Raw genomic sequence first — 22,433 nt, forward strand, 5'->3', positions numbered from 1 at the left:
GTTACTTCAATAATTATTCGTAAATTTGCTGGCCTTTTTACGAGTACAGATTTAAAAAGGATAGAAAATAACATTTATTAAGTTTAATTTCTCTTGGCGTTAGTATCGTTAAAAATCTGGTTAACAAAAAGATACAAATATTTATTTCAGACATGTCTGAAGAAACAAAAAACACAGCAGAAGCTGTAAATCCAGCAGAATTTTTAGCAACCTTTAACTGGCACAAATACGAAGAAGGTATTGATGAAGTTGATGAGTCTAAATTAAAAGAATTTGAAAAAGCCTTAGAAGGTACTGTAGGGTTCGTAAACGAGCGCGATGTTATCGAAGGTGAAGTAGTACGTATTACTGATCGTGATGCTATTATCGACATTAACTCTAAATCTGAAGGTGTAATTTCGTTAAACGAATTCCGTTACAATCCAAATTTAGCTGTTGGAGACAAAGTAGAAGTATTAGTTGACAAAAGAGAAGACTCTTCAGGTCAATTAGTATTATCTCACAAAAAAGCACGTGTAATCAAAGCTTGGGATCGTGTTAACAATGCACACGAAACTGGTGAAATCGTTAACGGTTTTGTTAAGTGTAGAACTCGTGGAGGTATGATCGTTGATGTATTTGGTATTGAAGCATTCTTACCAGGTTCTCAAATTGATGTGAAGCCTATCCGTGACTACGATCAATATGTAGAAAAAACTATGGAATTCAAAGTTGTGAAAATCAACCACGAATTTAAAAACGTAGTAGTATCTCATAAAGCATTAATCGAAGCTGATTTAGAAGATCAAAAACGTGAAATTATCGGTCAATTAGAAAAAGGACAAGTACTAGAAGGTGTTGTTAAAAACATTACTTCTTATGGTGTATTTGTTGACTTAGGAGGTGTTGACGGATTAATTCATATTACTGATTTATCTTGGTCTCGTATCAACCACCCGAACGAAGTTGTTGAGTTAGATCAAAAATTAAACGTTGTAATCTTAGACTTTGATGATAACAAGTCAAGAATTCAATTAGGATTAAAACAATTATCTGCTCACCCATGGGAAGCTTTAAATGCTGATTTAAAAGTTGGTGATAAAGTAAAAGGTAAAGTAGTTGTTTTAGCTGATTATGGTGCATTTGTAGAGGTTGAAGAAGGAGTAGAAGGATTAATCCACGTATCTGAAATGTCATGGTCAACTCACTTACGTTCTGCACAAGATTTCGTAAAAGTTGGTGATGAAGTAGAAGCTCAAATCTTAACATTAGACCGCGAAGAGCGTAAAATGTCTTTAGGTATGAAGCAATTACACCCAGATCCATGGACAGATATCACTACTAAATATCCAGTAGGTTCTAAACACACTGGTACTGTACGTAACTACACTAACTTTGGTGTATTCGTAGAGTTAGAAGAAGGTATTGATGGATTAGTATATATCTCTGATTTATCTTGGACTAAGAAAATTAAGCACCCATCAGATTTCGTAACTGTAGGTGATCAATTAGAAGTTCAAGTATTAGAATTAGACGTAGAGAACCGTAAATTAAACTTAGGTCACAAGCAAACTCAAGATAACCCTTGGGATGCTCATGAATCTACTTATACAATCGGATCTATCCACGAAGGTACTATCAAAGAGAAAAATGATAAAGGTGCAACTGTAGTATTTGCTGATGGTGTAGAAGCTTTCGCTCCAACTCGTTTCTTAGAAAAAGAAGACGGAGGTAAATTAGCTAAAGGTGACGAAACTAAGTTCCAAGTAACTGAGTTTAGTAAAGAGTACCGTAGAATTGTTGTTTCTCATACTTCTATCTTTAGAGAAGAAGAACAAAAGAACATCAAAGCTGCTGCTGCTAAAGCTCAAGAAGTAGAAAAAACTACTTTAGGAGATATCGGTGGATTAGCTGAATTAAAGAAGAAAATGGAAGGAAAATAATCCGAACAATTTCTTAAAATGTATAAACCGTTAAGCTTGTAAAGCTTAGCGGTTTTTTTAATTCCTTATGTAACAAATGTTACAGTTAAAGCTCTCCCTTTTTAAAGGATACTTTCTTAAATAGCTTTATATTTGCTCACCAATTAAAAATTAATATGACACTTATTAAATCTATATCAGGTATTAGAGGTACCATAGGCGGAAATACAGGTGACAACTTAACACCTATAGATGCTGTAAAATTTGCAGCAGCTTACGGTACGTTTATAAAAAAGAAAAACTCCGAAAAAGAAAAAATTACCATTGTAATAGGTAGAGATGCCCGTATTTCGGGTAAAATGATAAGTAACTTAGTCGCAAATACACTAGTCGGTTTAGGAATTGATGTAATCGATTTAGGTTTATCTACAACACCAACTGTTGAAGTTGCTGTCCCTTTAGAAAAGGCAGATGGAGGTATTATCTTAACTGCTTCACACAATCCAAAACAATGGAATGCTTTAAAATTATTGAATGAAAAAGGAGAGTTTTTAAATGGTGAAGATGGAGCAGACATTTTAAAGATTGCTGAAAATGATACAACAATTGAGTTTGCTGAAGTTGACGATTTAGGAGCGTATAGAAAAAAGAAGAACTACATAAAGAAGCATATTAAAGAAGTTTTAAAACTAGATTTAGTAGATAAGAAAGCCATCAAAAAAGCGAAATTTAAAGTTGTTGTTGATGGTGTAAACTCTACTGGAGGTATTGCTATTCCTGCTTTACTAAAAGAATTAGGAGTAAAATGTGTAGAATTATATTGTGAACCCAACGGACACTTTCCACACAATCCAGAACCTTTGAAAGAACACTTAACGGATATTTCTGAATTAGTAGTCAAGGAAAAAGCAGATTTAGGTATTGTAGTTGATCCTGATGTAGACCGTTTAGCGCTAATTTCTGAAGATGGTTCTATGTTTGGAGAAGAATACACTTTAGTAGCTTGTGCCGATTATGTTTTAGGTCAATTAGGAGGTGGTAACACTGTTTCTAACCTATCATCCTCAAGAGCTTTACGAGATGTTACTGAAAAACATGGAGGAACATACACAGCAAGCGCAGTAGGAGAGGTGAACGTAGTACAAATGATGAAGGATACCAATACTGTAATTGGAGGAGAAGGTAACGGAGGAATTATCTATCCAGAATCTCATTATGGACGTGATTCGTTGGTAGGAGTTGCGTTATTCTTATCACATTTAGCTCATAAAAAAATATCTTGTAAAGCTTTAAGAGATTCATACCCTAGCTACTTTATGAGCAAAAATAAAATCCAGTTAACACCACAAATTGATGTTGATAAGATTTTAGAAACAATGGCTAATAACTATAAAAATGAAGATGTAAACACTATTGATGGTGTAAAAATTGATTTTGCTAACGAGTGGGTACATCTACGTAAATCGAATACCGAGCCAATCATTAGAATTTATACAGAAAGTACTAGCCAAGACAATGCAGATGCTTTAGCTAAAAGATTTATAACTGAAATACAACAAATAATACAATAGTTCTTTGAAATTAAAAATAGTAAGTTTATTAATGCTGATGGTTTCAGCATCAATAATAGCGCAGAAGAAAAACGAAGAAATCATTCAAAAGAAAAAAGTAACTAACAAAGGAAAATTCTTCGTTTATTGGGGATGGAACTGGGCTAGTTATTCTAATTCAGATATTCGTTTTAAAGGAGCTAATTACGATTTTACATTACAAAATGTAAAAGCTCAAGATAGACAGACTAAGTTTTCATTTAATGATTATTTTAATCCAGGGAGAGTAACTATCCCTCAAACAAATTATAGAATAGGATATTTCTTTAAAGAAAACTATACTATTTCTATTGGAGTAGATCATATGAAATATGTAATGATAGCTGATCAAGATGTAAAAATTAATGGAAATATTAATATAGGAAACGCGAAGTATGATGGAACATATAATAACGAAACTATCAATTTAGCAGCAGATTTTTTACGTTTTGAACACACTGACGGTTTAAATTATGTAAATGTAGAAGTAAAACGTTTTGATGATGTGAGTCACTGGTTTGGTTTAAACTTAGAAAACTTACAAATTAATTTAACAGAAGGAGTGGGGCTTGGTATTTTATACCCAAGAACCAATACAACCCTTTTAGGCATGGAGCGTCACGATGATTTTCATTTATCAGGATACGGAGCTTCTATTGGAGGTGGTTTAAATATAACATTCTTAAAACACTTTTTTGTACAAGCGGATTTAAAAGGAGGTTATATTTATATGCCAGATGTTAGAACAACTAAAAGCCCTATAGATACAGCATCACAAAGTTTTTACTTTTTTGAAAATACCATTTTAATAGGAGGTAAATTTAGACTTTAATAACAAAGTATTATAAATACGTTAATATTATAACTATTTTAGGCAAACAAATAATATACTGCTAATTTTACGCTACCTAACAAACAACTAGAGATTTCAACTATGGATTTAGAACAGTATTTTGATAAGTTTAGAAAAAATATTGTAGGTATAGATCAGACTTTTCAAACACCTTACGGTGAAAAGAAAATGATTTATACAGATTGGACTGCAAGTGGAAGATTATATCGACCTATAGAAGAACAACTTTTAAATAAATTTGGACCTTTTGTAGCCAATACTCATACAGAAACTTCTACATCAGGAGCTGCTATGACTTTAGCCTATCACGAAGCACGAAATATTATTAAACGCCACGTAAACGCTTCTTCCAATGATGTTTTAATTACGGAAGGTTCTGGTATGACGGGAGTAGTGAATAAATTTCAACGTATTTTAGGACTAAAAATAAATGAAAATTTAAAAGAAAACACACAGGTTCCAGATGAAAAAAGACCTATTGTCTTTGTAAGTCATATGGAGCATCACTCGAACCAAACATCTTGGATTGAAACTATAGCAGATGTAGAGGTTGTTCCTTGTAATAATGAAGGTTTAGTGTGTTTAGATAAGTTTGAAGAAACTATAAAAAAATACTTAGATAGACCTATTAAAATAGCTTCTATAGTAGCAGGATCAAATGTAACAGGAATAAAGACAGACTACCATAAAGTAGCCTCTTTAATTCATCGTTACGGTGGTTTGTGCTTTGTTGATTTTGCCTGTTCTGCACCTTATGTAGATATAAATATGCATCCAGAAAAAGAAGATGAATATTTAGATGCTATTTTCTTTTCTCCACATAAGTTTTTAGGAGGTCCAGGAAGTTCTGGGGTGTTGATTTTTAATAAAAAACTGTATAAAAATATGGTTCCTGATAATCCTGGAGGAGGAACGGTTAGTTATACAAATCCTTGGGGGCAACATGATTATTTTGATGATGTAGAAACGCGTGAAGATGGAGGGACACCAGCTTTTTTACAAACTATAAAAATAGCTTTATGTATTCAAGTAAAAGATCAAATGGGTACTGATAAAATAAAGGAACGTGAAGATGAAATCAATCCAATTATTTTTAACTGTTTAGAAAATTTGGAAGGAGTTAAAATATTAGCTCCAGATCATAAAGATCGTTTGAGTATTTTTTCTTTCTACTTTGAAAAATATCACTTTAACCTTGTTGTAAAATTATTAAACGACCGATTTGGAATTCAAACTAGAGGTGGATGTTCGTGTGCAGGAACTTATGGACACTTCTTATTAAATGTAGATCAAATAAGATCAAATGAAATAAAAGGTCAAATATTAGAAGGTTGTAATACAGAAAAACCAGGTTGGGTACGTTTATCAGTACATCCAACAATTACAAATGAAGAAGTACAATTTATTTGTGAATCGTTACAAACGTTAGCCGAAAATATTGAAGAATGGTCTAAAGACTATGAGTACGACATTGCTAAAAATGATTATGTACATAAAACCATTGAACCAATTGAAAAACAACTGGTAACTGATTGGTTTTCGTTATAATTATGATATGACACACTTAAAAAGCTCTTTTTTAGAAGATAATTATTCAAAAATTAAAGAAGACTCTATATCTGGAAGGTGGATAACACTAACAGATATCGAGCCTTTATATTTAAGCTTACAAAACTCAGAAATTCAAACAAAAATTATTGGAGAGTCTGAAGAAGGAAGGGCCATTTATAAATTAAAATTGGGAAAAGGCAAAAAAAGAATTCTTATTTGGAGTCAAATGCACGGTAACGAAAGTACTGGAACCAAAGCTGTATTCGATTTTTTAAACTTCTTACAACGCTTTCCTACTCACCAAATAACAAAATCTATTATAGATAATTGTAGTATTACCATTGTTCCTATGCTAAATCCAGATGGAGCACAAGCATATACACGTGTTAATGCTAACAATGTAGACTTAAACAGAGATGCTGTAGAATTAGAGGCCAAAGAAAGTAAACTTTTACGTAGTATTTTAGAAGAGGTAAATCCTCAATTTTGCTTCAATTTACATGATCAAAGAACCATTTTTGGTGTTGAAGGAACTAAAAACCCAGCAACAATATCGTTTTTGGCTCCTTCAGAAGAAGAAAAAAGAACAATTACAGAAGGGAGAAAAGAAACAATGAATGTAATTGTTGCTATGAATGATTTGTTACAAGAAATCATACCCAATCATGTTGGTCGTTATACGGATGAATTTTACCCTACAGCAACAGGAGACAATTTTCAAAAGTTAGGACATAATACAATACTAATTGAAGCAGGACATTTTGCAGGTGATTACGAAAGGGAAGAGGTTAGAAAATTCAATTTTTATGCGCTTTTACAGGGGATTTGTCATATTTCTTTAACAAATAATTTTAAAGAGTTTAAAAAATATTTAGCTATCCCTAACAATATCAAGAACTTCTACGATGTGATTTATCGATCAAAAAATAATGAAAAAGATGTTGCATATCAGTATGTAGAAACTATAGAAAATGATAAATTTGCACTCGTTTTAACAAAGGAAAAAGAAGGTAACTTATCTATGTGTTTAGCTCACAAAGAATTCATAAAAAACAGTTAAAAATTCTACTTTCTTTAAATAAAACTTATTTTTTTTAGAAAAAAACCATATTTTAGCAATATTACTTGAAGAAAACAAAAAAATGAAGAAGTTCATACTAGATGAAATCGATCATCAAATTTTAGACATTTTAATTGAAAATGCTCGTACACCATTTACAGACATTGCAAAAAAGCTGTTAGTATCTGCAGGTACTATACATGTACGCGTAAAAAAAATGGAAGACGAAGGAATTATTCAAGGATCTACTTTAACCTTGAATTATGAAAAAATGGGGTATTCATTTATTGCTCACGTTGGAATTTTTTTAGAGAAGACATCTATGACACAACATGTTTTAGACAATTTAAGATTGATTCCTAATGTAACTGTAGCCTACGTAACTGCAGGAAAATATAATATTTTCTGTAAAGTACGTGCTAAAAACACTAACGATGCAAAAGACATTATTTACAGAATAGATGATATTCATGGAGTTAATAGAACAGAAACAATGATTGCTCTTGAAGAAAGCATCAATGATAAAAAGCGTTTAATGCACGCAATTTTTAAAGATATTTAAAAAACTATTTTTAAAAAAGTTAAAAGGGTAGCATAATTATGCTACCCTTTTTTATTGTTTTCAATAAATTAACTGTTTCTATTCAAATAAAAACAGTATTTAATTTATAAAAAAGTGTAGAGTATAAGGAGACTATTATTATAAACTCCAATTAAACTTTTCATAAACTACATACCAATCTTTAGGGAAATCAGCTTTAATTAATAATTTTTTATTCGAATATGGATGAATGAACTCTAAAGAATAAGCGTGTAAAAAAAGGTTTTCACAATCAAAATTATCAATAAACATTGTATTGTGATTTTTATCACCGTATTTAGGATCTCCAATTAAAGGATGACTAATTTTGTTCATATGGATTCGTAACTGGTGTAATCTACCTGTTTTAGGGGCTAACTTTACCAAACTATACCTAGATGTGTCATAAGGTTTTACAGGAATATTTACTGTAACCGTTTTTATAGTACTTAAATGTGTTTCTGCATCTTTATGCACGTTGGCGTCTCTTCCTTTTACTGGAGAATCTATAATTTTAGTTTCAGGAGCATGACCTCTAACAACTCCATAATACGTTTTTTGTATTTCATTATTAGTAAATAGTTCTTGAAACTTAGCTACAAACTTTGTTTCCTTAGAAAGTAATATAATTCCAGACGTTTTTCTATCAAGACGATGAATTGGATACATTTTTTGATTGCATTTCTGTTGAATTATTTGTAACAAAGAATTTTCATCAGCAACATTTCTAGAATGATGCGCATGATGTACAACAACATTATTGGGTTTTGATACGCACAACACATATTCATCTTCATAAATAACATCTAACTTCATTATACTATTCATTTACTGGTTTTAATTTGGTGAAGTTTAAAAGGAGTAAAGATAACGCACCACATATAAAAAAACCTATAAAAAGTGGGAGAGTAGTGGTTTCAACATATTTTCCTATAAATGTAGCAATTGGTACTGCCATAATGGTAGATACAAATCCGTTAATTGCAGCTCCAATTCCAGCAATATGTCCAACAGGTTGCATTGCTAATGCTCGAAGATTTCCAAATAAAAATCCGATAGAGAAAAACTGTAGTGCAAAGAAGATTAATAATACTACAATACTTGGATTTTCCTTTTGATAAAATAATGTTATATAAATAATGGGAACAATTGAAAACATAATTAAAAAGAATGAAACGAGTTTATGCATTCCAAACTTCATAACAAATGAACCATTTAAAAAGGTAGCAAAACCAACAGAAATGGCTAAACCAGCAAAAATATATGGAAATTCGTCTACCAATAAATATTGCTCTTGAAAAATTTGCTGTGAAGCACTTAAATATACCATAAATGACCCTGTAATAAAACCAGATATAAGTGTAAAAATTACAGCTTGTTTATATTTTATAAATTCTTTAGAACCATCTAAAAATAAACGAAATGCAAACTTAATTCTGTTTTCTTCTTGAAGAGTTTCTGGTTGGCGCTTCCATAACCAAAACATTACTAAAACACCAAATATTAGTTGACTATAAAATATAGATTTCCATCCGTAAGCATCCAACATTAACTTACCAATAGCAGGAGCTACAACAGGAACTAAAATAAAAATCACCACAATAAACGACATAATTTTAGCCATGTAGTTTCCACTAAAACTATCTCTAACCATGGCAATACTAATTGTTCTAGGAGCAGAGAGTCCTATTCCTTGTAAGACTCTTCCTAAAACCATCATTTCTATGTTTGTAGCACTAACACAAATAAAGCTTGCAATAACAAAAAGTATAAAACCACCATAAATAACAGGCTTTCTTCCTAAACTATCAGAAATTGGCCCAGAAATTAATTGCCCAAAGCCTAGTCCTAAAAAAATCATTGTTACTAATAATTGACTATCGTGTGATCCTTGTTGAACTCGAATACTAATACCTATTTGTTCTAAAGCTGGGAGTAATGCATCTATTGATAAAGCTACTAATGACATTAGAGAAGCCATTAAAGCAATGAATTCTAATTTCGATTGATTATTTTTTTGCATTATGCAAAAATACTGCCTTTATTTTAGTTAGAAGTATGGATAAAAGTTAAAAAAAGGCTGCTTTTTTAACAGCCTTAAACAAACAATACTATAAACTATATATGTCTAATAAAAAAGACGCTGCCAAGAATAAAATGTAGTGAAACAAAAAAATGTAATAAAGTGAAGGGGCTTTTTATTCAGAACAGCGTCATATACTATATACATCTTACAATTTATGAAACAGTTATAATTAAAATAACCCTACTTTTTTTGTTAAAATTTCAAAAAATATTTTTTATTGTAAAAAGCATTAGCTTCTATTGATTAAATCATCAATAAGTAAGTGTTTAAAAATATAGAAAAAACTCATTTATTTAGCTAAGCAATCAATTTAAAGTTCGTGGAAAGTCACATAAAACTACTCTCTAAAAAACAAGTAAATATTGTCTTGATTTATAGGCTTCCAATTTTTTGCATGGAAACTGTTTTCTTCCCAGTAAATTATAAGGTTTATATGGTCTATTTTTACAGAATCCTTTGTTTGTGTTAATAGATTTAAAGTGTCTTTACTTTGAGTAATACCATTCATTTTAAAATGACCATCTATTTTAGAAATAAAATCACTTAATTCTTCTATTCTTTTAATTTCAACCTGTTCACTATCAGCATTGGTAAGCTTATCCCATTTGTATTCTAATTGCTTTTTTGAGTTACAATTTAATAAACTTAAAGAGAAGAATGTAATTAGTAATATGTTTGTTATTCTCATTTTATACCTTTTTCTTTTAATATTTCGTTTAGCCATTTTATATAACTTGAATGATGTCTTATCCTAGTTATTTCCCCTGAATTCATTATTGAGTGTAAGTCGTCTACATGTTTAGAGCTAGTAATATATTCATCATTTAAACCTAACATATGACCAAATTCGTGAACTGCACCTCTTTGATAAATATTATCAGATTTTAGTGATGGTGTTAGATCTCCACTGTCAAGATGGGCTGTACCAAAAAAAGAGTTAACATAACTCTGTTCAAATCCTCCTTTTTTTATTTTTTGTACATAAATTTCCCAATGTTCTCCAATACTCCATTGGTCATAAACTGATAGGAATCTAAAATCTAAAAATACTCTTTTACCTTGCGATAAGCTTTTAATAACTCTCATGTCTCCCCACTTTTGACTTATGGCACTTTCAAACTTTTGTATAAACTTAGTTTTATCTGAATTATTCCAAGCCAAATTACCGTTATTTTCGAAGAAAAATTGAAGTTTCATATAAACTATTAATATATAATCTCCTAAAGGGTTTTTAACTAAGCATAATCCAAAAGCATTATTAACTTTTCCACCAAATATAGGTCCTATGGTACCTGCATTTATAGAAGGACATATTGTAATTATTGTTTCTCCTGGCTTTATTATTGACGTTCTTATTCTATAATCTTCCATATTCTTTTTTATAACACATAATTTATATACATGGATGTTTTATCCATATATGTTATTCATAATTATTTTGTGTAAAGGTTTTTAACAATTTTTACTCATCCAAATATAAAAAAAGGAAGATAAAAAAGTGTAACTTTTTTATCGGGTCGACACACGAAGCCTAATCGGGTCAACACTCCTTGCCTAAGGGGAACGATGCTCCCCGCCTAAGGGGAGTGTCATTTACTGCCTAAGAGGAGCAACTTCAAACAACAAAAAGATAAAAATAGGTGCGTGTGTAGAAAAATGTTTGTTAGGTGTTGTGAGATATAAAGAGACTATAAAAAAATGCTGTTTAGATAAATGTAAACAGCATTTTGATGGTGGATTAAATAGCTTCAATTTCTTGATATATCTTCTTTTTAGAGTTTTCAAAAATAGCTCCTCCAAACTCCTCATTATCTAAAGAAATAATGGTAATATCTTTAATACCCATAATTCCAAAAACAAACTTTAAATAGGTAGTTTGGAAGTTCATGTGCTCGTTTTTTTCATTTTCACCATAGCCAGTATCTCCTCGGCTAGATAGAATAAACATTTTTTTGTTTTTCAAAAGACCTACATAATCACCATCGGGTGTTCCTGAGCGGAATTTCCATGTCTCATTAATTCTCATAAGCTGATCTATGTAAGCTTTTAATCCGCTAGGAATAGACCAATTGTACATAGGTGTACCAATAACATACACATCGTGTTCTTTAAATTCTTTAATTAGGTCGTTGCTCAAAGCAACTCCTGATTGATTTTCTGCTGTTCTTTCTTCAGGCTTAATAAAGGCACTAGCAATCCATTTTTCGTTGATGTGAGGAATTTCTTTTAATCCAACTTCTCGGTACGAAAACGTATCGTCAGGATGCTTTTGTTGCCAATTATCTACAAAAAGCTGTGTTAGTTTTCTGCTGTGCGATTTTTGGTTTCTTACACTAGCATTAATAATAAGTACTTTGTTCATATCTTAATATAGTTTACATGATATGGCAAAGTTCGTTGTAGAAAAAGTAAAAAAAATTGACCTAGTTTAAGATGGTTTGTGTTTTTTACGAACTCTACTTAAAAACTCAGGAGTTACACCTAAGTACGAAGCAATTAAGTATTGAGGAACTTTGTTTGCTATTTTTGGGTAGTCTTTTATAAAATCAATATACCGTTGTTCTGCATCATACACATTGTTGTGAATAATTCTTCTTTGTAAGCTACCAAGATAGTTTTCGAGTATAATTCTAAAAAAACGCTCCAATTTAGGTATTTGCTTTAGCATTTCCTGAAAAGAATCATAGCGTATTTGTAACAAGTTGGTTTTTTCTATTGCTTGGATATTATAAATAGAAGGTTGTTGCTTTTGAAAGCTATCAATATCAGTTGCCCACCAGTTTTCTATAGCAAAGTATAAAACTTCTTCAGTTCCTGTAGCAGCGTTTATATAAAAGGCTTTAAGGGTTCCATTAATTACAAAATTATCGGTTCTACATACATCACCATTTCTTAGAAGATATGCTCCTTTTTCAAGAGTCTTTTCAGTCCAAAAACTTTTAATGATGCTTTCTTGTTCTGAAGTTAACTTAATGTATTTTGAAATTGATGTGATTAATGGTTCTATCATAATACAATAAATAAAGTTAGTAGGGGTGAAGGTAAGGACTAGACTAGAAGTTAGATTTAGAGTAAAAAGAAACGCCATTCCAACTAAAGAGAAGAATTCTCATTATTATTCAGAATGACGGTATTTTAGTAAATCATTAGTATTTTAATATTCTATTTTATCTTCTTTCTCAGACCATTTCTGGAAAGGTTCTAAAGCAATATCACGTCCTATTTGCTCAAACGGAATACTTCTCTTTTCGTATGGTAACGGAATTTCTTTGTATATAAACTCATCATCAAAACCAATGTTGGCAGCGTCTTGCTGATTACTTCCGTAAAAAACTTTATCAGGACGTGCCCAGTAAATAGCTCCTAAACACATAGGGCAAGGTTCACAAGAAGTATAAACAATACAACCATCTAACTGAAAAGAACCTATATTTTTACAAGCATCACGAATAGCAGTTACTTCTGCGTGAGCTGTTGGATCGTTGGTAGAGGTAACTTTGTTGTTTCCGCGCCCAATAACTTTACCATCTTTAACTACAATACAACCAAAAGGACCTCCTTCGTTGTTCTGCATTCCTTTTAAAGCTGCTTTTACAGCTTCACTCATATATTCTTCGTGTGTATTCATTATTTATAATTTTTATCAAAAAAAGGGAAACAAAATTAAGTCTTTTCTTTGGTTCAATTTAGTAAATAAAATACTTTTTAAAGGGTGTTTATAAGGGGAATATACACTTGGTATCAAAAAATAGCTTTTTATAACTGTAATTTATGGGTTTATGACATCTTTTTAAACAGGCTAGTAAAATATTCGCTAATTTGTAACTATTATAAAAACTAATCAATCATGAAATTAACAACCAAACTTATTTTAAATGCAATGCTTGTAATGGGGGTTGTGTTTTTTAATTCTTGTAAAAAGAAGAAAAAAGAAAATGATGTTTTAGAACCAATAGCCAAAATGGCTTATAACCAAACAGTCAAAGATAGTTTATGTGAAAGTAATTGGTTTCCTCACACACAAACTCCACCTCCTGCAGAAGGAAAAGGAAGTCCGTTTGATGTATCGAGCACAACCAATGCAATTTTTCATCAATGGTCTTGGCAAAAGTTTTTATGGCTAACCAAACCAACCGATGAAGTTTCTTTGTTCTATATTTTAGTGAGGGGAGAACCAACTCCAATTAAAATAAAAGCACAAATACCGTTGTTTTTAAATCCAAAAGAAATGCATCAAGTAACGGCTCATATGCAAGATGTAAAACAAAAAGAAGGAGCTGCTTTAGTGTTGGTAGATACTGCCCAAGCAGGCCCTGGGGGTATTTTAAAAACAAACCCTGCGTATAACAAAGAAGGGGTTTCAGAAACAGTATTTTACTCAATTCACGTAAGCCCTACGATGAAAGAATCTTCAAGAAAGTATAGAGACTCTATAGTTAGCGGAACTTTAAGTGGAAATAACCAAGCATCTTTTCCGGTAGGTTCTTTAGAGTTAAAAGTATCATGGACACCAGTAACTGCAATTGCTGAAGAAGAGATAGGTAATTATTATACTACAGTGGCGGCTTTAAGTAGAGATGGAGAAACATATACGAATACTGAGGTAGCTTTATTAGGAATGCATGTTGTAGGTATTGTAGAGAATCATCCAGAATTTATTTGGGCTACGTTTGAACACGACGATTTAGCACCAAACTACAATTGGAAAGAAAACAAAGCAATTTCTGCTACTGATAAATTACTTTTTGAAAAAATTAATACTACTGGAATTGATGGAATTACATGGAGTAATGATAGTGTGAAATTACCATACAAAGCATACGATTTATTTAAGTATGGAGTTCCAAGAGATAGTGTAGGAAACTTTATGAAGACAAGTCAAGAAGAACCTATGAACTTTGATAATATAGAAAATATTAATACTTGTGTAAAAGAAAACTTAACCGATGTATGGAAAAACTATTTTTATAATGGTTCTCTATGGATTGATACTGATGGAATGACTCCTGAAGAACAAACCGCTAAAATAAATAGTTTGGGAGGAAACATAGGAAACGCAACACCAGATAGTACTTCAGTAGCAAGAGGATCTGTAAACTGTGCAAATGTTACCATGGAAACATACACGCAAACTTTTAAAAGTAGTTTAAAAGATATTGAAGCAGACAATTTAGCAAACTGTTTTAGTTGTCATAATACAGTTGGTTTTTCAGATAATAAATCACCATTGTATATAAGTCATGTGTTTAACGCTTACTTATTAAGAGGACAAGGAAAAACATTTAATGAAGTTGAAGCTATTAAAGCGAAGCAAGAAGTAGAAGACTTTATGAAAAACAGCTTAAAGTAACGTTTTTAAGATTGACTTTACAAAAAAGCCTCTCCAGTTTATAGTAAATTGAAGAGGTTTACTTTGATATTTAATACATAGGTAGATGAATAACTCTTATTTTAGGATTAACTATCTAATTTTAGGATTAACTATCTAAAATGTATATAATTATTGTGCACGTAACAGGAGTCGAACCTGCACTTCCGTTGGAAACAAGCCCCTCAAGCCTGCGCGTCTACCAATTCCGCCATACGTGCATAAACTAAAAAAGTTAAGCATGTGCTTAACTTTTTGTGACCGGGCTGGGGCTCGAACCCAGGACCCTCTCCTTAAAAGGGAGATGCTCTACCAACTGAGCTACCCGGTCATTGCTTCTTTGTGAAAGCGGTTGCAAATATACAACTGTTCTTTGAATCAAAAAAGCTTTTTTGTAATATTTTTTACTCATATTTGTAACTGCTTAATTACTAGATTATGAAAATTGTATTATTAGGGTATATGGCGAGCGGAAAATCGACTGTTGGACGAGTTTTAGCCGAAAAAATGCAAATTCCGTTTATAGATTTAGATGAATATATAGAGGAAAAGGAAGGTAAAACAGTTTCTGAGATTTTTGAAAATAATGGAGAAATCTATTTTAGGAAACAAGAACACGTATACCTAAAAGAACTTTTAGAGAAACAAAACAAATTTATTTTGTCTTTAGGAGGCGGTACTCCTTGTTATGCAGGGAATATGGATGTATTATTAAGTGTTAATGATGTGAAATCTGTATATTTAAAAACAAATATCACTACCATTGTAGATAGGCTAACGAACGAAAAAAGTAAACGCCCACTGGTAGCTCGCCTAAACAAAGACGAGTTGTCAGAGTTTGTTGCTAAGCACTTGTTTGAAAGAAGCTACTTTTATAATAAAGCAACATATAAATTAATAGTTGATAATAAAAGCATACATGAAACAGTAGAGGAGTTAGAAAAATTACTAAGTTAAGTAAGCAATTGTTTCATTAACCTTAAACTCTACAACTACATGTTCTTTAATAGAAGTTGATAAAGAAATTCCTTTAAAATCAGCTTTTACAGGATACTTTTTATGATTTCTATTAACTAATACAGCTGTTTTAAATCTTTTTAAAGGAACTTCTAAAAAATGCTTTACACCATATATTAAAGTTGTTCCTGAATTTAAAACATCATCTACTAAAACTAATGCTTTATTTTGATATTCTTCACTCTTAATAGAAGTAGTAATTGGACTGATAGGATTTTTTTTATCGATAGAAACTTTGCATAAAGTTATTGATAAAGGAGAGATGTCACTTAAAATAGTCGAAATTTTTTCTGCTAAAAAATATCCATTATCAGCAATACCAGCTATAATAATTTCTTTTTCGTCGCTATTGCTTTCGTAAATTTGAAAAGCAATTCGACGAATTTTTTGTTCAACTTGAGTATTATTTAAAATGATATTATTTAAGGCTGTCATAGTTAGTTAACTTTAACTTAGTTTTGGTTTACAAATTAACATCATTTTTATTAGAATCTTCATAATAATCATCAATATCACGACGATCTTTTTTGGTAGGGCGCCCTGTTCCTTTTTTACGATAATAATCTTTAGCGTATTTTAATAACTCAGTTTTTTCAAACTCTTCTTTAGGGGTTATGTCTTTTCTATATAAATCAACCAATTTAGCTCCAACTCGATTGGGTGGAATATCTAACACCTTTATTTTGTAATTAATTTGATTTTTTCGAATAGTTATTTCTTCGTTACCAAATATTTCTTTTGATGGCTTTAGGTTAGTGCCTTCTATTTTAACATGCCCTTTTTTACAAGCATCTGTGGCAATACTACGGGTTTTAAACAAGCGAATACACCACAAATATTTGTCAATTCTCATATAAAAAGTTAATTTTTATCGTTTCATTTTTTACAAAGGTATAAAAATGGTAAATTGCGCGTTAAAATTTCAGAATTAAATGATAAAATTTAAACATGTATTTTATACAGCCATTATAGGTACTCTTTTGTATGCTTGTGGAAGTGATAGCAACTCTTTAGTTGACAATTTTGACCATGAAGCTCAAGCTTTGAAAGATAAAGATTCGATAGCAAAATTTTTAAAGAATTATTATTTTGATGATACAATAGATTCTATAAAACCTATAATTGCTGGTAAAACACCATTATCAGAAGATAGTAGGTTAATAAAAAAGACACATACAGAAAACGATATTGAATATGATTTATATCATTTAGTCATAGAAGAAGGACAATCTCCGAAAGGTAACCCTACAGAGTTAGACTCTGTTCTAACTAACTATCAAGTATGGTATACAACTAAAGTAGATCAACTAGAGTTAAGTCAAACAGGAACTACTCCAATTTGGTGGAATTTGACATTATCAGGAAGTCAGTTCGATGCTCCTACGCCTATTAGAGGGTGGACTTTAGGAATTCCAAACTTTAAAGCAGGTATTAATACATCTAGTCAAGGAGAGCCTATTTCTTATGATAAATTTGGAAAAGGAATTTTGATTGTTCCTTCAGGCTTAGCTTATAGAAATTCGGTAAATGGAGGAATACCTGCCAATTCTCAGTTGATCTTTTATATTGATTTATTCGACTTTGTAGAAGATACAGATCATGATAGAGATGGAGTACCTTCTATATTAGAAGATTTAGATGGAGATGGAAACCCTAGAAATGATGATACTGATGGAGATAATATTCCTAATTACTTAGATACAGATGATGATGGAGATGGAGTTTTATCAAAAGACGAGGATAAAAATGGAGATGGAAACCCAGCTAACGATTTTAGTGATCCAAATAAGCCTACGATACCAGATTATCTAAACAGGGATATTTTTTAAGGTCAAAAAGTAAACATAAAAAAAACCGAAGTCTTAGACTTCGGTTTTTTTTATGTTTAAAATTTAAAAAGTTAGAACCTATATGATAAACCTATAATAATTTGGTTTATACGAGTATCAAAATTTACGTTTTCACTAATATTGTTATCTACAAATTTAGACTCAGTATCAGACAAAGCTCTTTCCCAACGTACATCTAATCCCAATTTACCAAGTTCAACACCAGCTCCTAACTGTAAACCAACTGAAAAACCGTCAGAATTTACTTGTTTAAGATCTTTAAAGTTAAAATCAGAGTCTAAAATATATTGAAAAGATGGTCCAGCAAAAACATGTCCTACTTTTAAAAAGTTTAAACCTAATAAAACAGGAATATCTATTTTTTGAATTTCATAAGAGATATTCTGGTTATTTGTTGAGTTGTTTGATTTTCCTTCAGGATAATAAACAACATTATTATTCAATTGTGTATATACCAATTCAGGTCTAATATATAAACCAGTAGCTGGTAATTTTATACGTAACCAAGCACCAGCATGAAAACCTGTTTTACTTTTGGCCCCATCAAAGACATCATTTTTTACATCAGAAAAAGAGTCAGAATTGTAGTTAATACCTCCTTTAATACCTCCTTGTATTTGGCTTTGTGCTAACTGTGAGCCTCCAATTAGAAGACATAAGATAAAAATTGCTTTTTTCATTTGTTTTTAATTTACACTATTATAATTGAGTTAAATATTTACTTTTATATAAAAAAATACATCACTTTAAACCTTAAAAGTGATGTATTTATTGTTTAGTTGTTTATGTTTTTTATTTTCTAGAAATAACTTTTTCAACTGCTTTTACTATAGCTTCGTCATTTAAACCATATTTTTTCATTAACTGATTTGGAGTAGCAGATTCACCAAAACTATCGTTTACAGCAACAAACTCTTGTGGAGTAGGGGCGTTGGTAGCTAAACAACGAGCTACACTTTCTCCTAAGCCTCCATATTTGTTATGCTCTTCAGCAGTAACTACACAGCCTGTTTTAGCAACAGATTTTAAGATAGCTTCTTCATCTAATGGCTTAATAGTATGAATGTTTATTACTTCAGCAGAAATACCTTTAACTTCTAATTGTTCAGCAGCTTGTAAAGCTTCCCATACTAAGTGACCTGTAGCAACAATAGTAACATCATTACCTTCAGTAAGTTGAATTGCTTTTCCTATTTCAAAAGGTTGATCGGTCATAAATACTGGTACTTTTGGACGCCCAAAACGTAAATATACAGGACCTTCATGTTCTGCAATAGCTAAAGTAGCAGCTTTGGTTTGGCTGTAATCACAAGTATTTATAACAGTCATACCTGGTAACATTTTCATTAATCCAATGTCTTCTAAAATTTGGTGTGTCGCTCCGTCTTCACCTAAAGTTAACCCTGCGTGAGAAGCACAAATTTTCACATTCTTATCAGAATAAGCAACTGATTGACGAATTTGATCATAAACTCTACCAGTTGAAAAGTTAGCAAATGTACCAGTAAAAGGAATTTTTCCTCCAATAGTTAATCCAGCAGCAATTCCGATCATATTTGCCTCGGCAATTCCTACTTGATAAAAACGTTCAGGGTGATTTTTAGCAAACTCATTCATTTTTAATGAACCTGTTAAATCAGCACATAAAGCTACAACATTAGGGTTTTTCTGTCCTAATTCTGTTAAACCATCACCAAACCCAGAACGGGTATCTTTTTTTTCAGTATAAGTATATTTTTTCATCAGTTTGTGTTGTGTAAATACGCATCAAAAATAATCTTTTATATAGATGTAAAGCTACAATTTTGATAATTCTTTGTAAAGTTTATGAACAGGAAACCCCATAACATTAAAATAGCTTCCTTCAATTTTTGTTATTCCTATTTTACCAATCCATTCTTGAATACCATAGGCTCCCGCTTTATCAAACGGTTGGTACGTTTTTATATAGTAATCAATTTCATCGTCTAAAAGTTCTTTAAAACTGACTATAGTGGTGTCATTCACAGTTTTTTGAAATGATTTGTTAGTAATACATATAGAGGTAATAACTTTATGTGTAGTGTTAGATAGTTTTTTAAGCATTTGGAACGCCTCATTGTAATTTTTAGGTTTTCCTAAGGCTTCATTATTTATCCATACAATGGTGTCTGATGTTATTAATAACTCATTTTCTTTTAAATCTTTTTTAAAAGGAATAGCTTTTAAATCAGCCAAAAAGTCAGTTATTTCTGTTTGCTGCAATTCCTCAGGATAAATTTCTTCTATATCTTTGATTTTAACAGTAAAAGGAATATTTAAGCTTTTAATAAGTTCTTGTCTTCTCGGAGAGCTTGAGGCAAGAATAATAGAATACTGTGATAATTTAGTTGATAACATATTTAATATAATAAGATATAGTAGGAACACTTAAAAGAGCAAGAAAAAAACTTATATAGCTTATTTTTAATAAATTATTATAGTCTTTGCTTTCTGAAGCTAACATTAGTTTATATATAAAATATAGTTCAGGGAGTATTCCTAGCAGCATAATAGTTGAAAAAATAAATTTATTTTTTAAAAAGGCAACAGCAACAGAAAACACAAATAAACAAGCTATAAACGAAAGCATCAAGGCAATATCTTTAGCCCTTTTTCTACCAAGTAAAACAGGTAGGGTATTTTGTTTATTTATATTGTCATGGTTTACGTTAATAATATCAATAATTATTTCTATGACCATATTGCTAAGAAAAGAAATAATTACGTAACCTATGGTTATCAACTGGAGGTTATAAAATAATTCCCATTGTTCTATAGATAAGTTTAATGGGAAATCAAACCAGCAAAGCATAAGTAAGGCAAAAGGTTTTAAAAAAGAAGTAACAATGTTACTAAAAAAGGTTTTCTGGATATTGTTTTTTGAATATAGGTGTACAACTATTGGACAAATTATAAAAATAAGACCATACCATATTTTATTTACCTTTAGTGATACAATTAAGCCTACTAAAATTCCAAATATCATTAATAAAATAGATACTTTTTTTATCTTATTTAAAGGGAGTCTGGTTTTTTTTTGTTTGTTTCTAAAAAAAAAGCTAGTTAAGTAACCAGAAGCTAATAAGAAAGCACTTGAAATAGATAGTAAACCAAGATCAAAAAAAGAGAGAGTTGTTTCAAAACCATAACCATATAAAAAAGAATACTTAAATAGAAATAAAATAAAAATAAAATATATAATTTTTTTCCACTGTATGATATTTAAGAAAGTATCATTCATTTAGTTAAAAGCCTTTTTTATTCTGGCTAAATCACGTTTATTATCACGATCTTTAATATTTTGTCTTTTATCATGGATTTTCTTTCCTTTAGCTAGAGCAATATCTAATTTAGCCCAACCACTTTCGTTAATGAATAAACGCAAAGGAACAATTGTATTACCTTTAGCTTCAACTTCCTTTTCAAGTTTTTTTAATTCACGTTTATTAAGTAGTAAACGGCGCTCACTTTTGGGATTATGGTTGTAATGATGCCCAAAGGCATACTCTTCGATGTACATATTTACAACAAAAAGCTCTCCTTTATCGTTAAACTCGCAAAAGCTCTCAGTAATTCGAGCTTTGCTTTGTCGTATTGATTTTATTTCAGTACCTGTGAGCTGAATTCCTGCTGTGTATTTATCAAGTATCTCGTATTCAAAACGAGCCTTTTTATTCTGTATGTTAATTTTTTTTTGCATAAAATAAAACACAAATATAACTATAATTTTAAGTTGTTAAATAAAATTATTAAGCTATGATTTAAGTCATGTTTTTAGGGAAGTGTGGAGTGTAATTTTGCTCAAAATTAAAACTTATAATCATGAAAAAAATTATATTAAGTATTGTATTAGGAACATTGTTTTTTAGTAATGTAAATGCTCAAGAAAATGCTAAGACAAATGATTTTAAAAAATGGCAAGCTCGTTTTAGATGGGTAAGTGTTTTACCAAATGAATCTGCAACAATTGGTACTATTGGAGGAGATGTTGAAATAGGTAAAAATTTTATTCCAGAATTAGACTTTACTTACTATTTTACTCAAAATATAGCAGCTGAATTAATTTTAGGAACAACTAATCACGATGTAAAAGCAGTAAACACAGCCTTGGGAAATGTTAATTTAGGTGATGTTTGGTTATTACCTCCAACATTAACGCTACAATACCATTTTAATATAAGTGATTTTAAACCTTATGTTGGGGCAGGTGTTAACTATACTATTTTTTACGATGCTAATCCAGGAGCAGTGGTTGATGTAGATTATGAAAATAGTTTTGGGTATGCACTTCAGTTAGGTTTTGATTACGATTTAGACGATACTTGGTTTTTAAACGTAGATGCAAAATATATAGGATTAAGTACAGATGTTTCTGTAAATGCAGGTGTAGCGACAGTACCAGCAGAAGTAGACATAAACCCGTTACTTATTGGTTTTGGAGTAGGTATGAGGTTTTAAACCAATAAATTTTAATTCCTTTTATAGAGCTACTTAATTGTAGCTCTTTTTTTATGTTAAACTTAACAAGTAAAATTAATGAATACTTGTAAATTTGTT

24 protein-coding genes and 2 tRNA genes are annotated in these 22,433 nt (G+C 30.8%); 10 read left to right on the forward strand and 16 right to left on the reverse strand.

Annotation, left to right across the window (positions count from 1 at the left end; all coding sequences use genetic code 11):
* Window positions 1–152: 152 nt before the first annotated feature.
* From rpsA to AC3VJB_RS04265, 6 genes are all read left to right on the forward strand, one after another.
* Window positions 153–1,922, forward strand: coding sequence for a 30S ribosomal protein S1 (rpsA, locus tag AC3VJB_RS04240; RefSeq protein ID WP_047788829.1), 1,770 nt, complete (start codon window positions 153–155; stop codon window positions 1,920–1,922).
* A gap of 155 nt (window positions 1,923–2,077) precedes the next feature.
* A complete protein-coding gene (gene glmM, locus AC3VJB_RS04245; RefSeq protein WP_253680196.1) occupies window positions 2,078–3,472 on the forward strand; it encodes a phosphoglucosamine mutase in 1,395 nt (464 codons plus the stop codon).
* Between the two features lie 31 nt (window positions 3,473–3,503).
* On the forward strand, window positions 3,504–4,322 hold the full coding sequence (locus AC3VJB_RS04250) for a hypothetical protein (protein ID WP_389863594.1): 819 nt from the start codon (window positions 3,504–3,506) through the stop codon (window positions 4,320–4,322).
* A 102-nt stretch (window positions 4,323–4,424) separates the two neighbouring features.
* Window positions 4,425–5,891: an aminotransferase class V-fold PLP-dependent enzyme gene (locus AC3VJB_RS04255; RefSeq protein ID WP_497666797.1), complete on the forward strand. Its 1,467-nt coding sequence runs from the start codon at window positions 4,425–4,427 to the stop codon at window positions 5,889–5,891.
* A gap of 7 nt (window positions 5,892–5,898) precedes the next feature.
* Window positions 5,899–6,954, forward strand: coding sequence for a M14 family zinc carboxypeptidase (locus tag AC3VJB_RS04260; protein WP_167713838.1), 1,056 nt, complete (start codon window positions 5,899–5,901; stop codon window positions 6,952–6,954).
* 82 nt (window positions 6,955–7,036) lie between these two features.
* Entirely contained in the window at window positions 7,037–7,516 is a 480-nt protein-coding gene (locus tag AC3VJB_RS04265) for an Lrp/AsnC family transcriptional regulator (protein WP_047788824.1), read from the forward strand.
* A 138-nt stretch (window positions 7,517–7,654) separates the two neighbouring features.
* On the opposite strand, the gene AC3VJB_RS04270 is transcribed toward AC3VJB_RS04265, so the two are convergent.
* The 7 genes from AC3VJB_RS04270 to AC3VJB_RS04300 all read right to left on the reverse strand — a co-directional run bounded on the left by AC3VJB_RS04270 (window position 7,655) and on the right by AC3VJB_RS04300 (window position 13,248).
* A complete protein-coding gene (locus AC3VJB_RS04270) occupies window positions 7,655–8,362 on the reverse strand; it encodes a pseudouridine synthase (RefSeq protein WP_317166148.1) in 708 nt (235 codons plus the stop codon).
* Window positions 8,355–9,557 (reverse strand): multidrug effflux MFS transporter, encoded by a 1,203-nt coding sequence (locus tag AC3VJB_RS04275; protein WP_167713837.1) that lies wholly within the window; start codon window positions 9,555–9,557, stop codon window positions 8,355–8,357. Before AC3VJB_RS04275 ends, AC3VJB_RS04270 begins: the two co-directional genes overlap by 8 nt.
* Window positions 9,558–9,957: 400 nt before the next feature.
* On the reverse strand, window positions 9,958–10,308 hold the full coding sequence (locus tag AC3VJB_RS04280; protein ID WP_497666798.1) for a hypothetical protein: 351 nt from the start codon (window positions 10,306–10,308) through the stop codon (window positions 9,958–9,960).
* The gene (locus tag AC3VJB_RS04285) at window positions 10,305–10,991 is read right to left on the reverse strand and encodes a hypothetical protein (protein WP_497666799.1); all 687 of its coding nucleotides are present in this window, start codon (window positions 10,989–10,991) and stop codon (window positions 10,305–10,307) included. Before AC3VJB_RS04285 ends, AC3VJB_RS04280 begins: the two co-directional genes overlap by 4 nt.
* A gap of 367 nt (window positions 10,992–11,358) precedes the next feature.
* Window positions 11,359–11,982, reverse strand: coding sequence for an FMN-dependent NADH-azoreductase (locus tag AC3VJB_RS04290; protein WP_497666800.1), 624 nt, complete (start codon window positions 11,980–11,982; stop codon window positions 11,359–11,361).
* A gap of 66 nt (window positions 11,983–12,048) precedes the next feature.
* Window positions 12,049–12,630, reverse strand: coding sequence for a Crp/Fnr family transcriptional regulator (locus tag AC3VJB_RS04295; RefSeq protein WP_497666801.1), 582 nt, complete (start codon window positions 12,628–12,630; stop codon window positions 12,049–12,051).
* Between the two features lie 144 nt (window positions 12,631–12,774).
* The gene (locus tag AC3VJB_RS04300; protein ID WP_073184040.1) at window positions 12,775–13,248 is read right to left on the reverse strand and encodes a nucleoside deaminase; all 474 of its coding nucleotides are present in this window, start codon (window positions 13,246–13,248) and stop codon (window positions 12,775–12,777) included.
* Window positions 13,249–13,467: 219 nt separating this feature from the next.
* On the opposite strand from AC3VJB_RS04300, the gene AC3VJB_RS04305 reads away from it, so the two are divergent.
* On the forward strand, window positions 13,468–14,970 hold the full coding sequence (locus AC3VJB_RS04305; RefSeq protein ID WP_497666802.1) for a hypothetical protein: 1,503 nt from the start codon (window positions 13,468–13,470) through the stop codon (window positions 14,968–14,970).
* Between the two features lie 156 nt (window positions 14,971–15,126).
* Here AC3VJB_RS04305 and AC3VJB_RS04310 read toward each other — a convergent pair.
* Window positions 15,127–15,209, reverse strand: a tRNA-Leu gene (locus AC3VJB_RS04310).
* Window positions 15,210–15,246: 37 nt separating this feature from the next.
* Window positions 15,247–15,319 (reverse strand) — tRNA-Lys (locus AC3VJB_RS04315).
* 107 nt (window positions 15,320–15,426) lie between these two features.
* Here AC3VJB_RS04315 and AC3VJB_RS04320 point away from each other — a divergent pair.
* Complete coding sequence (locus AC3VJB_RS04320) at window positions 15,427–15,945, forward strand: shikimate kinase (protein WP_047788817.1); 519 nt, start codon at window positions 15,427–15,429, stop codon at window positions 15,943–15,945.
* On the opposite strand, the gene AC3VJB_RS04325 is transcribed toward AC3VJB_RS04320, so the two are convergent.
* Window positions 15,937–16,440 carry a phosphoribosyltransferase domain-containing protein gene (locus AC3VJB_RS04325; protein ID WP_073184038.1) on the reverse strand — a complete coding sequence of 168 codons (504 nt, stop codon included), beginning with the start codon at window positions 16,438–16,440 and terminating at the stop codon, window positions 15,937–15,939. The two genes, AC3VJB_RS04320 and AC3VJB_RS04325, sit on opposite strands and share 9 nt — an antisense overlap.
* Window positions 16,441–16,468: 28 nt before the next feature.
* Window positions 16,469–16,858, reverse strand: a complete 390-nt coding sequence (gene hslR, locus AC3VJB_RS04330; protein ID WP_047788815.1) for an Hsp15 family ribosome-associated heat shock protein — start codon at window positions 16,856–16,858, stop codon at window positions 16,469–16,471.
* Between the two features lie 79 nt (window positions 16,859–16,937).
* On the opposite strand from hslR, the gene AC3VJB_RS04335 reads away from it, so the two are divergent.
* Window positions 16,938–17,834, forward strand: coding sequence for an FKBP-type peptidyl-prolyl cis-trans isomerase (locus AC3VJB_RS04335; RefSeq protein ID WP_047788814.1), 897 nt, complete (start codon window positions 16,938–16,940; stop codon window positions 17,832–17,834).
* A 71-nt stretch (window positions 17,835–17,905) separates the two neighbouring features.
* On the opposite strand, the gene AC3VJB_RS04340 is transcribed toward AC3VJB_RS04335, so the two are convergent.
* From AC3VJB_RS04340 to smpB, 5 genes are all read right to left on the reverse strand, one after another.
* A complete protein-coding gene (locus AC3VJB_RS04340) occupies window positions 17,906–18,535 on the reverse strand; it encodes a porin family protein (protein ID WP_497666803.1) in 630 nt (209 codons plus the stop codon).
* A 112-nt stretch (window positions 18,536–18,647) separates the two neighbouring features.
* Window positions 18,648–19,598 carry a transketolase family protein gene (locus tag AC3VJB_RS04345; RefSeq protein WP_239179700.1) on the reverse strand — a complete coding sequence of 317 codons (951 nt, stop codon included), beginning with the start codon at window positions 19,596–19,598 and terminating at the stop codon, window positions 18,648–18,650.
* A gap of 54 nt (window positions 19,599–19,652) precedes the next feature.
* On the reverse strand, window positions 19,653–20,234 hold the full coding sequence (locus AC3VJB_RS04350) for a Maf-like protein (RefSeq protein WP_159614969.1): 582 nt from the start codon (window positions 20,232–20,234) through the stop codon (window positions 19,653–19,655).
* On the reverse strand, window positions 20,221–20,862 hold the full coding sequence (locus AC3VJB_RS04355) for a UbiA prenyltransferase family protein (RefSeq protein ID WP_497666804.1): 642 nt from the start codon (window positions 20,860–20,862) through the stop codon (window positions 20,221–20,223). The genes AC3VJB_RS04350 and AC3VJB_RS04355 overlap by 14 nt, the downstream gene beginning before the upstream one ends.
* Before the next feature lie 255 nt (window positions 20,863–21,117).
* Window positions 21,118–21,576 (reverse strand): SsrA-binding protein SmpB, encoded by a 459-nt coding sequence (smpB, locus tag AC3VJB_RS04360; RefSeq protein ID WP_073184029.1) that lies wholly within the window; start codon window positions 21,574–21,576, stop codon window positions 21,118–21,120.
* Between the two features lie 122 nt (window positions 21,577–21,698).
* Between smpB and AC3VJB_RS04365 the strand changes: the two genes are divergently transcribed.
* Window positions 21,699–22,334, forward strand: a complete 636-nt coding sequence (locus tag AC3VJB_RS04365) for an OmpW/AlkL family protein (RefSeq protein WP_073184027.1) — start codon at window positions 21,699–21,701, stop codon at window positions 22,332–22,334.
* The last annotated feature ends 99 nt before the right edge of the window (window positions 22,335–22,433 follow it).

It is taken from the genome of Tenacibaculum sp. TB-53 (assembly GCF_059716285.2).

Excerpts from the sequence above, each read along its gene's own strand:
- rpsA (WP_047788829.1), top strand. The coding sequence starts at position 153 with ATGTCTGAAGAAACAAAAAACACAGCAGAAGCTGTAAATCCAGCAGAA.
- glmM (WP_253680196.1), top strand. The coding sequence starts at position 2,078 with ATGACACTTATTAAATCTATATCAGGTATTAGAGGTACCATAGGCGGA.
- AC3VJB_RS04250 (WP_389863594.1), top strand. The coding sequence starts at position 3,504 with ATGCTGATGGTTTCAGCATCAATAATAGCGCAGAAGAAAAACGAAGAA.
- AC3VJB_RS04255 (WP_497666797.1), top strand. The coding sequence starts at position 4,425 with ATGGATTTAGAACAGTATTTTGATAAGTTTAGAAAAAATATTGTAGGT.
- AC3VJB_RS04260 (WP_167713838.1), top strand. The coding sequence starts at position 5,899 with ATGACACACTTAAAAAGCTCTTTTTTAGAAGATAATTATTCAAAAATT.
- AC3VJB_RS04265 (WP_047788824.1), top strand. The coding sequence starts at position 7,037 with ATGAAGAAGTTCATACTAGATGAAATCGATCATCAAATTTTAGACATT.
- AC3VJB_RS04270 (WP_317166148.1), bottom strand. The coding sequence starts at position 8,362 with ATGAATAGTATAATGAAGTTAGATGTTATTTATGAAGATGAATATGTG.
- AC3VJB_RS04275 (WP_167713837.1), bottom strand. The coding sequence starts at position 9,557 with ATGCAAAAAAATAATCAATCGAAATTAGAATTCATTGCTTTAATGGCT.
- AC3VJB_RS04280 (WP_497666798.1), bottom strand. The coding sequence starts at position 10,308 with ATGAGAATAACAAACATATTACTAATTACATTCTTCTCTTTAAGTTTA.
- AC3VJB_RS04285 (WP_497666799.1), bottom strand. The coding sequence starts at position 10,991 with ATGGAAGATTATAGAATAAGAACGTCAATAATAAAGCCAGGAGAAACA.
- AC3VJB_RS04290 (WP_497666800.1), bottom strand. The coding sequence starts at position 11,982 with ATGAACAAAGTACTTATTATTAATGCTAGTGTAAGAAACCAAAAATCG.
- AC3VJB_RS04295 (WP_497666801.1), bottom strand. The coding sequence starts at position 12,630 with ATGATAGAACCATTAATCACATCAATTTCAAAATACATTAAGTTAACT.
- AC3VJB_RS04300 (WP_073184040.1), bottom strand. The coding sequence starts at position 13,248 with ATGAATACACACGAAGAATATATGAGTGAAGCTGTAAAAGCAGCTTTA.
- AC3VJB_RS04305 (WP_497666802.1), top strand. The coding sequence starts at position 13,468 with ATGAAATTAACAACCAAACTTATTTTAAATGCAATGCTTGTAATGGGG.
- AC3VJB_RS04320 (WP_047788817.1), top strand. The coding sequence starts at position 15,427 with ATGAAAATTGTATTATTAGGGTATATGGCGAGCGGAAAATCGACTGTT.
- AC3VJB_RS04325 (WP_073184038.1), bottom strand. The coding sequence starts at position 16,440 with ATGACAGCCTTAAATAATATCATTTTAAATAATACTCAAGTTGAACAA.
- hslR (WP_047788815.1), bottom strand. The coding sequence starts at position 16,858 with ATGAGAATTGACAAATATTTGTGGTGTATTCGCTTGTTTAAAACCCGT.
- AC3VJB_RS04335 (WP_047788814.1), top strand. The coding sequence starts at position 16,938 with ATGATAAAATTTAAACATGTATTTTATACAGCCATTATAGGTACTCTT.
- AC3VJB_RS04340 (WP_497666803.1), bottom strand. The coding sequence starts at position 18,535 with ATGAAAAAAGCAATTTTTATCTTATGTCTTCTAATTGGAGGCTCACAG.
- AC3VJB_RS04345 (WP_239179700.1), bottom strand. The coding sequence starts at position 19,598 with ATGAAAAAATATACTTATACTGAAAAAAAAGATACCCGTTCTGGGTTT.
- AC3VJB_RS04350 (WP_159614969.1), bottom strand. The coding sequence starts at position 20,234 with ATGTTATCAACTAAATTATCACAGTATTCTATTATTCTTGCCTCAAGC.
- AC3VJB_RS04355 (WP_497666804.1), bottom strand. The coding sequence starts at position 20,862 with ATGATATTTGGAATTTTAGTAGGCTTAATTGTATCACTAAAGGTAAAT.
- smpB (WP_073184029.1), bottom strand. The coding sequence starts at position 21,576 with ATGCAAAAAAAAATTAACATACAGAATAAAAAGGCTCGTTTTGAATAC.
- AC3VJB_RS04365 (WP_073184027.1), top strand. The coding sequence starts at position 21,699 with ATGAAAAAAATTATATTAAGTATTGTATTAGGAACATTGTTTTTTAGT.